Source organism: Cupriavidus sp. DL-D2 (genome assembly GCF_039710735.1).
Taxonomy (GTDB): domain Bacteria; phylum Pseudomonadota; class Gammaproteobacteria; order Burkholderiales; family Burkholderiaceae; genus Cupriavidus.
In genome coordinates, this window is sequence record NZ_JBDKXK010000014.1 from 25,606 (window position 1) to 38,589 (window position 12,984).

Annotated in this window: 10 protein-coding genes; 6 read left to right on the forward strand and 4 right to left on the reverse strand. The window is 66.6% G+C overall.

Annotation, left to right across the window (positions count from 1 at the left end; all coding sequences use genetic code 11):
* Positions 1 to 125: 125 nt before the first annotated feature.
* Positions 126 to 1,169 carry a rod shape-determining protein gene (locus tag ABDB81_RS10465; RefSeq protein ID WP_019450345.1) on the reverse strand — a complete coding sequence of 348 codons (1,044 nt, stop codon included), beginning with the start codon at positions 1,167 to 1,169 and terminating at the stop codon, positions 126 to 128.
* 868 nt (positions 1,170 to 2,037) lie between these two features.
* Here ABDB81_RS10465 and gatC point away from each other — a divergent pair.
* From gatC to ABDB81_RS10495, 6 genes are all read left to right on the forward strand, one after another.
* Complete coding sequence (gene gatC, locus ABDB81_RS10470; protein ID WP_137923649.1) at positions 2,038 to 2,337, forward strand: Asp-tRNA(Asn)/Glu-tRNA(Gln) amidotransferase subunit GatC; 300 nt, start codon at positions 2,038 to 2,040, stop codon at positions 2,335 to 2,337.
* A gap of 50 nt (positions 2,338 to 2,387) precedes the next feature.
* Positions 2,388 to 3,887, forward strand: coding sequence for an Asp-tRNA(Asn)/Glu-tRNA(Gln) amidotransferase subunit GatA (gene gatA / locus ABDB81_RS10475; protein ID WP_346811007.1), 1,500 nt, complete (start codon positions 2,388 to 2,390; stop codon positions 3,885 to 3,887).
* A 19-nt stretch (positions 3,888 to 3,906) separates the two neighbouring features.
* The gene (locus ABDB81_RS10480; RefSeq protein WP_137923651.1) at positions 3,907 to 4,389 is read left to right on the forward strand and encodes a hypothetical protein; all 483 of its coding nucleotides are present in this window, start codon (positions 3,907 to 3,909) and stop codon (positions 4,387 to 4,389) included.
* Between the two features lie 66 nt (positions 4,390 to 4,455).
* Complete coding sequence (locus tag ABDB81_RS10485) at positions 4,456 to 5,490, forward strand: dienelactone hydrolase family protein (RefSeq protein ID WP_346811140.1); 1,035 nt, start codon at positions 4,456 to 4,458, stop codon at positions 5,488 to 5,490.
* A gap of 77 nt (positions 5,491 to 5,567) precedes the next feature.
* A complete protein-coding gene (gene gatB, locus ABDB81_RS10490; RefSeq protein WP_160471131.1) occupies positions 5,568 to 7,022 on the forward strand; it encodes an Asp-tRNA(Asn)/Glu-tRNA(Gln) amidotransferase subunit GatB in 1,455 nt (484 codons plus the stop codon).
* Positions 7,023 to 7,332: 310 nt separating this feature from the next.
* Positions 7,333 to 8,544: a hypothetical protein gene (locus tag ABDB81_RS10495; RefSeq protein ID WP_304523572.1), complete on the forward strand. Its 1,212-nt coding sequence runs from the start codon at positions 7,333 to 7,335 to the stop codon at positions 8,542 to 8,544.
* Between the two features lie 119 nt (positions 8,545 to 8,663).
* Here the strand turns inward: ABDB81_RS10495 and ABDB81_RS10500 are convergent, their stop codons facing one another.
* From ABDB81_RS10500 to ABDB81_RS10510, 3 genes are all read right to left on the reverse strand, one after another.
* Positions 8,664 to 9,224 (reverse strand): hypothetical protein, encoded by a 561-nt coding sequence (locus ABDB81_RS10500; protein ID WP_160471128.1) that lies wholly within the window; start codon positions 9,222 to 9,224, stop codon positions 8,664 to 8,666.
* A gap of 140 nt (positions 9,225 to 9,364) precedes the next feature.
* Positions 9,365 to 10,312: a transglutaminase family protein gene (locus tag ABDB81_RS10505; protein ID WP_346811010.1), complete on the reverse strand. Its 948-nt coding sequence runs from the start codon at positions 10,310 to 10,312 to the stop codon at positions 9,365 to 9,367.
* The gene (locus ABDB81_RS10510; RefSeq protein WP_137923657.1) at positions 10,309 to 12,951 is read right to left on the reverse strand and encodes a circularly permuted type 2 ATP-grasp protein; all 2,643 of its coding nucleotides are present in this window, start codon (positions 12,949 to 12,951) and stop codon (positions 10,309 to 10,311) included. Before ABDB81_RS10510 ends, ABDB81_RS10505 begins: the two co-directional genes overlap by 4 nt.
* Positions 12,952 to 12,984 lie beyond the last annotated feature (33 nt).

Sequence of the window (12,984 nt, forward strand, 5' to 3'; positions counted from 1 at the left end):
AACCATTCCGCCAGCGCGTCCGGGCGGCCCTTGCAGGGCGCGCCGGAACGGGCTGGCGGGGGAAGACATCAGGGGATGGAGGGGAGCGGCGACGCCAGGCTTCACGTCGCGCCCCCGGCCTCGTGTTACTCGTACGAGAAAATGCTGCCGAGCTTGTCCATGCGTTCCAGCGCCATGCCGGAGCCGCGCACCACGCAGGTCAGCGGATCCTCGGCCACCAGCACCGGCAGGCCCGTTTCCTCGGCCAGCAGACGGTCCAGGTCGCGCAGCAGCGCACCGCCACCGGTCAGCATCATGCCGCGTTCGGCGATGTCGGCACCCAGTTCCGGCGGGGTCTGTTCCAGCGCGATCTTCACGGCCGAGACGATCTGGTTCAGCGGATCGGTCAGGGCTTCGAGGATTTCGTTCGACGACACCGTGAACGCGCGCGGAATGCCTTCGGACAGGTTGCGGCCCTTGACTTCCATTTCGCGCACTTCCGAACCCGGGAACGCCGAGCCGATTTCCTTCTTGATGGCTTCGGCGGTCTGTTCGCCGATCAGCATGCCGTAGTTGCGGCGGATGTAGTTGACGATGGCCTCGTCAAACTTGTCGCCGCCCACGCGGACCGAACCCTTGTAGACCATGCCGCCCAGCGAGATGATGCCCACCTCGGTGGTGCCGCCGCCGATATCCACGACCATCGAACCCGACGGCTCCGACACGGGCAGGCCCGCGCCGATGGCAGCCGACATCGGCTCCTCGATCAGGTACACCTGGCTGGCACCGGCGCCCAGCGCCGATTCGCGGATGGCGCGGCGCTCCACCTGGGTGGAGCCGCACGGCACGCAGATGATGATGCGCGGGCTCGGACGCAGCAGCTTGGTGTCGTGCACCATCTTGATGAACTGCTTGAGCATCTGCTCGGTCACGGTGAAGTCGGCAATCACGCCGTCCTTCATCGGGCGGATGGCCTCGATGTTGCCCGGCACCTTGCCCAGCATCTGCTTGGCTTCCTTGCCCACGGCGGTGATCGTCTTCTTGGCGTTGGGACCGCCTTCCTGGCGAATGGCCACGACCGACGGCTCGTCCAGGACGATGCCCTTGTCGCGCATGTAGATCAGGGTGTTGGCGGTGCCCAGGTCGATGGCCAGGTCGTTGGAGAAATAGCTACGGAGAAATCCGAACATCAGGAATCCTGTCTTCTGTTGGTTCGCGAGTATGCGAAGCGGCCGGCGCCGCATGCGGCCCGGCCACGAATACGTTTGCAAGGGTGATGGTTCACGGTCCCCCAGGTGCGGGCGGCAATTGCCAGCCCGGCCCCGGCGCGCCCGTTGCCACCGGTGCGTCGAGCCCCGGGCACCTGCGGCGTTTCCGCGCGCCGGCGCGTGCAGCACGCCGGACCTACGGGAACCTTTGATTAAACTCTGCGCGAAAGTTCGCCGCCAGTGGGCCTGCCAGGACAAAAAACCTGACAATGCAGAAGCCTAATCGGAGGAACCAGTTTGTTACGACTGAAAATGCGATGAAAACCGGCCGTTAATCCTCGGTCCGGCCATGGAGCAGGCACACTACTGTTGCACCCTGCCATTGCACTCTGTTGCAAGTCTGCGACGCCCAACCGCTGAAAGCCGGGTTCCGCATCGAAAACTGCACCTGGGATGCCGCTTCGACATTTGCCCGATTCCTTTTCGGAACCTGCGGCTGTGCCGATGGCATCACCGTCAGGCCACCTTGCCGCAGCCCAAGTGGAGTGCGCGTTGCGGGAAGCCTGCAGCGCGTAATGATACCTTATAATTCACGCTGTTTCGGGGCGTTTGGACCCCGAAAAACTTGTAACTTCGACGATCCTGGGGTGTCCCCGGGTGCATCCGTCCGGTACGCCCTGGCTCGCGCCATGATGACCGGCGCATGACGCCCATCCGGCACCCCGACGGCCGCCCGGACGTGGCGAGGTGACCGCCGGCCCCGTGCCCGCGCCCCCGCAGCGCGTGCGGCCGCAACACCTCCGGTCCCCTGGGACTGAACCGTGCGCTCTTCGCAGCGCCGCACCAAGCCATGGCTCTCGAACTCTCCGACGTCAAGCGCATCGCGCACCTGGCCCGCATCGAAACCACCGATGCCGAGGCCGAACAGACGCTTGTCCAGCTGAACAATTTCTTCACCCTCGTGGAACAGATGCAGGCGGTGGATACCACCGGCATCGAGCCGCTGGCCCACCCGCTGTCCGCCGTGCGCGATATCGCCCAGCGCCTGCGCGAGGACGCCGTGACCGAGAGCGACCGCCGCGCCGACTACCAGCGCCCGGCACCGGCCACAGAGAACGGCCTGTATCTCGTACCGAAGGTCATCGAGTGACGCGCGGCCCCGCCCGTCCGTCCTCCCATCCAGACGCCATCTGACCCGACATGACCTTTTCCGCTGATTCCGTGACTTCCCTGCGCCAGATCGCCGACGCACTGGCCGCGCGCACCGTCTCCGCCGAGGAACTCGCGCGCGACTACCTGGCGCGCATCGACGCCGCCAAACACCTCAACGCCTTTGTCGACGTCAATCCCGACCTGACGCTGGCGCAGGCCCGCGCCGCCGACGAGCGCCGCGCCAACGGCCAGGCCGCGCCGCTGACCGGCGTGCCGATTGCCCACAAGGACGTCTTTGTGACGCGCGGCTGGAAGTCCACCGCCGGCTCGAAGATGCTTGCCGGCTACGAAAGCCCGTTCGACGCCACCGTGGTGGAGCGCCTGGGCGCCGCCGGCATGGTGACGCTGGGCAAGACCAATATGGACGAGTTCGCGATGGGCTCCTCCAACGAGAACTCGTACCAGGGCGTGGTGCGCAACCCGTGGAACACCGAGTACGTGCCCGGCGGTTCGTCGGGTGGCTCCGCTGCCGCCGTGGCCGCTGGCCTGGCGCCTGCCGCCACCGGCACCGACACGGGGGGCTCGATCCGCCAGCCGGCTTCGTTCTCGGGCATCACGGGGATCAAGCCCACGTATGGCCGCGTGTCGCGCTACGGCATGATCGCGTTCGCGTCGTCGCTGGACCAGGGCGGCCCGATGGCCCATTCGGCCGAAGACTGCGCGCTGCTGCTCAATACGATGGCTGGCTTCGATCCCAAGGATTCCACGAGCCTCGCGCCCGCGCAGGGCGGTGTGGACGAAGACTTCACGCGCCTGCTGGGTCAGCCGCGTGCTGGCGCATCGGCCTCGCAGCCGCTGGCCGGCCTGCGCATCGGCCTGCCGCGCGAGTACTTCGGCAAGGGTCTCTCCGCCGATGTGGAAAGGACCGTGCGCGCCGCGCTGGCCGAGTACGAGAAGCTGGGCGCCACGCTGGTTGACGTCTCGCTGCCCAAGACCGAACTGTCGATCCCGGTGTACTACATCATCGCGCCGGCCGAGGCTTCGTCGAACCTGTCGCGCTTCGACGGCGTGCGCTACGGCCATCGCGCCGCCGAGTACCGCGACCTGCTCGACATGTACAAGAAGAGCCGCGCCGAAGGCTTCGGCGCCGAGGTCAAGCGCCGCATCATGGTGGGTACGTACGTGCTGTCGCACGGTTATTACGACGCCTATTACCTGCAGGCACAGAAGATCCGCCGCATCATCGCCGACGATTTCCAGCGCGCGTTTGCCGAGTGCGACGTGATCATGGGCCCGGTGGCGCCCAGCGTGGCGTGGAAGCTGGGCGAGAAGACGGCCGATCCGGTACAGATGTACCTGGCCGATATCTTCACGCTGTCCACCAGCCTGGCTGGCCTGCCCGGCATGAGCGTGCCGGCTGGCTTCGGCGACGGCAACATGCCCGTAGGCCTGCAACTGATCGGCAACTACTTCGACGAAGCACGCCTGCTGCAGGTGGCCCATGCGTTCCAGCAGGCCACCGACTGGCACCTGCGCCGTCCGGCCTGAACGCCGGAGTGACGAAGCAATGACGCGCCTGTCTGCCCTCTCTCACAAGCTGCCGGTCTCTGCCCGGCTGCTTGCCGCGCTGCTGCTGGCCGCCACGCTGGCCGGCTGCCAGATTCCGTTCATGGGCCGCTCCACGCCCATCGCGGCACGCGACATCGACCTCGTCGGCAATTGCCAGCGCACCGAGGAAGATGGTTTCCGCGAGGACGCACAACTGCGTGTGGCGGACAACACCGTGCAGCAATTGCAATGGAAGCTGTGGGTAGGCAAGCGCGGTTCGTGCAGCTTCAACCTGGCCGATTTCCGTCAGGTCCGCAAGACGCCGCATATCGAGTTGCGCGCCAACGACGGCAGCGCGTGCAAGCTGATGGTCTGGCAGGACCCGCGCCGCGTGACGCTGGCGCATGCGGGCTGTCAGGCGCGCTGCTCGCCGGGCATTTACGAGGAAGCCTGGCCCGTGATGTTCGAGCCGGGCACCGGCGCCTGCGCGACTACGCGCTGACGCTTATCGTCGATCACCCTCATCTCCATGCCGCGTCCGCCGCTTCCCGCCTCCACTGCCTCGCACCTGGTTCCGACCCGGGTGGGGCGCTGGCTGCGTGGCGCGCTGGCGGCCTTGGCGATGGGCGTGGCGCTGATGCCCACGGCACCGGCCCAGCCGGTGGCGTCGCTGGCCCCGACAACGCCGGTGGTGCCGCTGACGGCGCCGGTCAATGGATCGACAGCATCTGTCACCACATCGGCAAACGAACCATCGGCCACGCTCATCCGGCTTCCAGCCGAGCCGGGCACGCCGGCCCTGACTGCATACTGGTTCACGCCGCGTGAAGGCTCGCTCGCGCGCAGCCAGCCGTTGCCGGTGGTGGTGGCCTTGCACGGCTGCGGCGGTCTCGTGGACATGCGCGTGGCAGCCAGGCGCGCAGGAACGATCGAGGAAGTGATCGACCCTGCCGCCGCGTTGCAGGGCCGCTATCGCGAGTATGCGCAGTGGCTCACCGAGCGCGGCTATGCGGTGTTGATGCCCGACAGCTTCAGCCCGCGCGGCAAGGCGCAGGGCATCTGCACCGAAGCCCTCGATGCCCGCTCGATCGACGACCGCACGCGGCGCGCCGATGCGCTGGCGGCACTGCGCTGGGTATCGAAGCAACCGACCATCGACGCGCGGCGCATCGTGCTGCTGGGCTGGTCCAACGGTGCGCAGGCCGTGCTGGCGACGATCGACGCCAGCCGCCCGTGGCCAGCCGCCACGCCCAACGTAGAGCGCGCGGTGGCGTTCTATCCCGGCTGCCGGCGCGCGGTGCAGCAACATGATTTCCGGTTGCGTACGCCGTTGCTGCTGATGATTGGCGGCGCCGACGACTGGACGCCCGCCACGCGCTGCGCGATGCTGCAGAACGCGGTGCAGTCCCGCCAGCCCGGCGCGCGATTTCGGCTGGAGATCTATCCCGGCGCGTACCATGGCTTCGACGGCACCAGTGAACTTCATGTGCGGCGCGATATCGCCGCACGGCACGGCAGCGGCGTGACCGTGGGCGGCGATGCCGTGGCCCGCGTGGCCGCGCTGGCCCAACTCGACTCCTGGCTCGCGAGTCCCGACCCCTGACACCGGGGTATTGGATTCGACGAACCCATCTTCAGATACAGATACAGATACAGATTCAGAAAGACAAGGAATACGCCATGCAATGGGAAGTGGTGATCGGCCTGGAGACGCACACGCAGCTCTCCACGGCTTCCAAGATTTTCTCCGGTACCTCCACCGCGTTCGGCGCCGAGCCCAACACGCAGGCTTCGCCCGTGGATCTGGCGCTGCCCGGCGTGCTGCCCGTGCTGAACCGTGGTGCCGTCGAGCGCGCCATCCAGTTCGGCCTGTCGATCGATGCGAAGATCGCGCCGCGCAGCATCTTCGCGCGCAAGAACTACTTCTATCCTGATCTGCCCAAGGGTTACCAGATCAGCCAGTACGAGATCCCCGTGGTGCAGGGCGGCCAGATCACGATCCAGGTGGAAGGCAAGCAGGGCGTCTACGAGAAGACCGTCAACCTGACGCGCGCCCACCTTGAGGAAGACGCGGGCAAATCCCTGCACGAAGACTTCGCGGGCATGACCGGCATCGACCTGAACCGCGCCGGCACGCCGCTGCTGGAGATCGTCACCGAGCCGGAAATGCGCAGCTCGGCAGAGGCCGTGGCTTATGCCAAGGCGCTGCACTCGCTGGTGGTCTGGCTCGGCATCTGCGACGGCAACATGCAGGAAGGCAGCTTCCGTTGCGATGCCAACGTGTCCGTGCGCCCGGTGGGCCAGAAGGAGTTCGGCACGCGCCGCGAGATCAAGAACCTGAACTCGTTCCGCTTCCTGCAGCAGGCCATCGACTACGAAGTACAGTGGCAGATCGCCGAGATCGAGGACGGCCGCGATATCGTCCAGGCCACGGTGCTGTTCAACCCGGACACCGGCGAGACCCGCGCGATGCGCACCAAGGAGGACGCGCACGACTACCGCTACTTCCCGGACCCGGACCTGATGCCGCTGGAAATCGACGCAGCATGGATCGAGCGTGTGCGCAGCGAACTGCCCGAACTGCCGGCCGCGATGCAGGCGCGCTTTGTGTCGCAATACGGACTGTCGGCCTATGACGCCAGCACGCTGACCGCGACCAAATCGCTCGCCGCGTATTTCGAGGCCGTGGTGACGGAAGTGGGCGCTGCCAGCGCCAAGCCCGCCGCCAACTGGCTGATGGGTGACGTGGCATCGCAACTGAATCGCGACGGCATCGGCATCGACGAAGCGCCGGTGCGCCCCGCCCAACTGGCGAAGCTTCTTGCGCGCATCACCGACGGCACCGTATCGAACAACACGGCCAAGAAGGATGTGTTCCCGGCGATGTGGGCGGGTGAGTCGGGCGGCGACGCCGACGCGATCATCGCCGCGAAGGGCCTGAAGCAGATGTCCGACACCGGCGAGCTGGAAAAGATCATCGACGACGTGCTGGCCGCCAACGCCAAGTCGGTCGAGGAATTCCGCGCCGGCAAGGAAAAGGCGTTCAACGCACTGGTGGGCCAGGCCATGAAGGCCACCAAGGGCAAGGCCAACCCGGCCCAGGTCAACGACCTGCTGAAGAAGAAGCTGGGCTGAGTTTTTTCGGCTTTGGTAGTGCAAACGGCCACGCGCGAGCGTGGCCGTTTTTGTTTCTCCCCTCTCCCGCACGCGGGAGAGGGGAGAAAAGAACGGCTAGCGGATAAGGCGCCTCATCGAGCAGTTTCCAGTGCCACGATCCCCACAGGGAATGGATTGGCGCATGGGGTTTCCCCACCCCATCGTCACCCCCTCAATCCATGGTTTGCCGCTTCGTTGTCTGGAAGGATGACCTGGCCGTCGGTGATGCCGTGCCAGGTACCGCATGCCGATGGCTTCTCTTGAACTCGACGACTTTAGGAGCATTGCCATGGCAGACCAGCAGGGTATTCGTTTCTTTCGAGTGAACACTGGGTGGAGCGAGGACGCCTCCGCGACAGGCGGCGACACGGTGGCGGTGGGTCCGGCTGCCGTGGCCACCGGCACGGAGAACATGGCGTTCGGCATCCTGTCGCGCGCCACCGGCGAGCACAACTCGCTGGCCATTGGCGGCGTGGTGCAGGCCACCGGCACACGAGCACTGGCCATCGGCGGGCACTCGGCGGCGTCGGCGCACGCGGCACAGGCGTTCGGCGCGGACAGCAAGGCCAGCGCCGAGAGTGCGCTGGCACTGGGTTACCTGAGTGCAGCGATTGGGGCGCGCAGTGTGGCACTGGGCGCCGAAAGCTCAGCCGACCGTGACGATGTGGTGTCCGTGGGCAACAGCGCGCGCAAACGGCCCATCGTGAACCTGGGTGACGGCGAAATTGCCGAGGCCAGCACCGATGCAGTCAACGGCCGACAGCTCTACGCGACCAACCAACGTGTGATTGCGCTGGAGAACAGCACGGCCGGCATCCGCTACTTCCGCGTGAAGAGCACCAAGTCCGATGGCGTAGCGAGCGGTGATGATGCCGTGGCCATTGGCCCTGCGTCTGGCGCTGCCGGCCCGGGCAGCCTCGGCATCGGCTATGCAGCCCGCGCCCTCGGCGGACTGGGCTCGATTGCAGTGGGCAGCAGTTCGGTCAGTACCGCCGACTATGCCCAGGCGTTCGGCGTGCGGGCGTATGCCGCAAGCTCTGGCGATGTGGCGATCGGGTTTAACACGCAGACCAATGGCGGAGGTCAGGCCGCATTGGCGGCTGGCTTCAATGCCAGTGCATCGGCCGCAGAAACGGTGGCGCTAGGCCTGCAGGCCCGCGCTACCGCGCAAGGCGGTGTCGCGATTGGCGCTCGCACGCAAGCCGGAAACGCGGGCTCCGCCGTGTTCGGCCACGAGTCCAGTGCCACTGCCGACAACGGCACGGCGGTGGGTCGCGCTGCCGCGGTGACCGCGGCGAATGGCGTTGCCCTTGGCGCCGGATCCACATGCGACCGCACTAACTCGGTATCGGTGGGCAGTCCCGACGCGCGTCGGCAATTGGTCAATGTCGCGGACGCCACCGCACTGAACGACGCCGTCAATCTGGCCCAGCTGCGTGCCGTGACTGGGGAACTGGAAGGCCTGCGGGCAAGGATCGCCGCGCTGGAGGCGGGTCGATAACATCGGCGCGGATGGCGTTTGGAAACGCCCGGCTTGCTCCCCTCTCCCGCAAGCGTGAGAGGGGAGCAACCGCTCCGATTACTCTCGCTAATCCTCCGGCGGCAACTGGCGCGGATGGATCAGCGTTTTTCCAGAGCCGCCACCCTGGCCTGCAGCTTGGCCAGTTCCGCGCGCATGGCGAGGTACATCGCAAAGTTGACCGCGTCACCCGGTGCGCTGGCATCTGCCACGTTGATGAGTTGGCGAGGCTGCTCTGCCGTGCCGATGGACACCGAAGCGTCGCGGTCGCATACGGAACCTGCGCCGAGCGCCACACCGTTTGTCACCGTCACCACGGCGGCGCAACCCAGCGCCGTACTCTTCTCGGCAGCGCTCGCAGCATTGCTGCCCAGCGCGGTACTGTCGAGGCCGCCGCATTCGGCCGCCCAGCCGATGGCGATGCCGTTCTGGCCCGGCGCCTTGGCGCTGGAACCGATCGCCACCGTTCCCGAACTGAGGCTGCTGGCGAGGTAGCCGACGGACACGGCATCGCCGGGTCCGAATGCGCTGGCATCCAGGCCAATGGCCACGCTGTTGTTGCCCTCCACCACGGCGCGCGGTCCAACACCCACGCTGTTGGTACCAGTGACCGACGCATCGGCCTCATCGCTATTCACACGAAAGTATTCGATTCCCGTCATGTTTCGCTCCAGAAGGTTGACCCGAACGGAAGCCGCGGCTTCCAACGAACCCCAGACGCGGTGCGCCGGGGCTGAGGCCATCATTCCAAAGGGCGCGCTACCGGGGAATGGATGCGCGCGGAGCTAGATGGATGGGAACGTCACGCCGGGGGCGGCGTCACCGGCACCACACTGACCTCCACCTCCACCGTATGCTCGCCGCCACCGACGATCACGCCGTGCAGCAGCGGCACGTCGCTGTAGTCGCGTGCGATGGCAAGCGTGACGTGGCGCGTATCGGCCAGCATGTCGTTGGTGGGGTCGAGATCGATCCAGCCCGTGACCGGGCACCAGACGCCGGCCCATGCGTGCGAGGCATCGGCACCGAGCAGGCGCGGCTCGCCCGGTGGTGGATCGGTGCAGAGATAACCGCTGACATATCTTGCGGCGAGTCCGATCGAACGCAGGCAGCCGATCATCACCTGGGCAAAGTCCTGGCACACGCCGCTGCGTTGCGCGAAGGCTTCCAGCGCAGGGGTATGCACTTCGGTGGTTTCGGCGTGATATTCGAAATCCGCGTGGATGCGATGCATCAGGTCGATGGCGCCCGCCGCCACCGGGACGCCGGGCCGGAAGCTGCGCAGCGCGTAGGCGCGCAAGTCCGCGTGCAGCGACACGTTTGGCGACGCGTAGACGAATTCCGATTCCGCATGGAAAGGCTGCCCCGCGCGGTAGCGCAGTTGCTGCGCCGCGTCTTCCCACTTGCGTCCGGCCTCGGGATCGAAATCCCGCCAGCGCGGTACAAGCGTCACCGTACTGCGCGAAGTCAGTTGCATCGATTCGTGCGGCGCGTCGAGCATGAAGTGCAGCACATTGTTGCCGAACGCATCGGTGCGCACGTGCTGGTGCAGAGGCGCCGGTTCGATAACCGTGGCGTGATCGCCCACCTGCTGCCACGCGTACGGCGGCGGCGTGACCACGGCACGTTGCTGGGCGTGTTCCACGGGCCACGCGTACTGATACCGCGTGACGTGGTGCACATCGAGCGTGGTCGGCGCATCCGGTGGCACGGTCTGCGGCGCCGCCGCAGTGTTCTGGGCTTCGCTCATGGCAGGTCCGTCTCCGGCGCCACGCCCGCGTGACTGAAATAGCGCCCGCCGATTTCATCGGACAGCTTTGCCATGCGTGCGCCAAGTTGATCGCACAGTGCGGCGAGCTTGGGATATCGGCCTGCTTCGCTCTGGCAGAGCAGCGAGCGCGATGGCAATGCGTCGAGTGGCGGCAGCAATTCGGCCAGCGGCACGCGGCTCTGCCCCGTGGCACCGGTCGGCAGTTGCGCGAGCTTCTCGCGCAGGCGGTCCAGCACGCCATAGAGGCCACGCGGATTGGTCGGCTCGAGCACCACCAGATCGACAAGTGCCGCCACGTCGGTGCGTCCCGGAAACAACGCGCGATAGGTCAGCGTGCTGTCAAACAAATGCAGCAGCAGATCGAACCCGCTGCGCGACTCCAGCGCACCGCTGCCTTCCGCCACTTCCAGAAACAGCGCGAGCGTGCCGAGCCGTTCTATGTGTCGGCCGACGAATACCAGTCGCCACGCCTCGTCGCGCGTCATGCGATCGCCCTGCGCGCCGCTGATGGCGCCCAACTGCATCGACAGGTGTTCCAGCGCGCCCAGCACGCGCAGGCGGTCGTACGCGCCATCGGCGTGACCGGCTGTGCCTGCGGCACACCGCGCACCGGCCATCGCATCCTGGAAGTCGTTACGTGCCGCGAGGATCGTGCGCCAGTGGTCGTTGGAGAGCCGGTTGCGGATCTCGTTGGCGGCACGTGCGTGCGCGGCCAACGTGTTCATGAGTCCCGATATCGCACTCACATCGGCCAGCGCCGACACCAGGCTGCGTTCGAACACCCGCAACGATGCCTGCGGCGATGGTGTCTGCGGCGGCACCAGTCCGAACCACTGTGCAAGCTGGCCGATCATGTTCAGCGTGCCGTCATCGGTCTCGTCATTCGATTCGATCGAGCCGAGGATCTGGCGACACACGCGCACCACGTTCTCCGCGCGCTCGGCGTAACGGCCGGCCCAGAACAAATTCTCCGCCGCACGGCTCGACACCGCGAGCGGACGCGTGGCCGCTTGCAGTGCGGGCAGCGGTGGTGTCCCCGCGCGCGCGGCGCGTGCAGATTGCGGCAGTGGCATCAAGCCTTGCGCGGGTTGGCTCGACAGCACCCAGGTGTCGGCACTGGTGCCGCCCAGTTGCATCGACACCGCTTCCATGCCCGGCTTCGCCAATCGCATGAAGCCGCCCGGCATCACCTGCCATCCGCCCTTGCCATCGGCCACCGCGAATACGCGAAGCATGGCCGCACGCGAGGCGATCCGGCCGCCGCCATCTGCACTCGGCACCCAGCAGGGGGTGTGCGAGAGCGGCAACGGCGCCTGCAATGTGTAGCGATCAGGCGTGGCTGCGATGCGCGCACGCCATGCGCCGAGTTTCTGCAGGCCCTGCTCCAGTCCGAGCGGCGCATCGCCAGGCACGCGCGGATAGGTGGGCATCACGAATGCCTCGCCCAGCAGCCGCATCGCTTCTTCCTGCGCGGCGGCCTCGCCGCACCACCAGCTCATGACCGATGGCAGCACCAACTGCTCCCCCAGCAATGCCTGCGCGATGCCGGGCATGAAGCCGTGAATCGCCGGAGACTCCAGAAAGCCCGAGCCCGGTACGTTCGACACCACCACGTTTCCTGCACGCATCGCTTCGAGCAAACCCGGCACGCCGATGGTGGAATCGACGCGCAATTCCAGCGGATCGCAGAACACATCGTCGAGGCGGCGCAGGATCACGTCCACGCGCTCCAGCCCGCCGAACGTCTTCAGGTAGACCACATCGTTGCGCACGGTCAGGTCCTTGCCCTCGACCAGCGTAATGCCGAGGTAGCGCGCCAGGAACGTGTGTTCGAAGTACGTCTCGTTGAATGGTCCCGGCGAGAGCAGCACGATCTGCCGCCCCGTGCCCGGGGCCGTGCCGCCGTCCGCAGTGCCGGCCGGCGCGGCCTGCGCCAATGTCGAGATCAATTGCGCGAATGCGGGCGGCAGGCGCCGCACGCGCATCTCGCGGAACGCATCGGCGAACTGGCCCGAGATGATCAGCCGGTTCTCCAGCGCGTAGCCCATGCCCGATGGTGTTTCCGTGCGATGCGCGATCACCGTCCAGCCATCGTCCGTGTGCACGAGATCGACAGCAATGGTCTGCAGGAAGCTCTCGTTCGGTGGCCGATAGCCCTTGAGGGGACGCATATAGCCCGGATGCCCGTACACCAGCCCCGGTGGCAGCAGCCCCTGCTTGAGCAGCGTCTGCTCGCCATAGATATCGGCCATGATCGCGTTGGCCAGCGTGGCGCGCTGCGTCACGCCCGCTTCGATGGCCGCCCAATCCGACTCCGACACCAGAAACGGAAAGAGTTCGAGTTGCCACGCGCGCGTGCCGCCACCCTGATCGGCATAGACGTTGTACGTCACGCCGTTGTCGCGGATCTGGCGCGCCACCGCCGCCGCGTGCGCGTTCAGCGCATCGGGACGCAGGTCGTCGAGTTCAGAGAAGAAGCGGACCCAGGGTTCGCGCAACGTGCCGTCTGGCAGGCGCAGTTCGTCGCGATGGCCGTCGGGCACGGGCGGCGCCGACTGGCCCGCCAGTGCGGCAGGTCCGTCAGGTCCATCGGAGAGTAGCGACGGCTGCGAGGGCACGGCTGGGGGTTCTCCTGCAAAGCGATGAAGGGA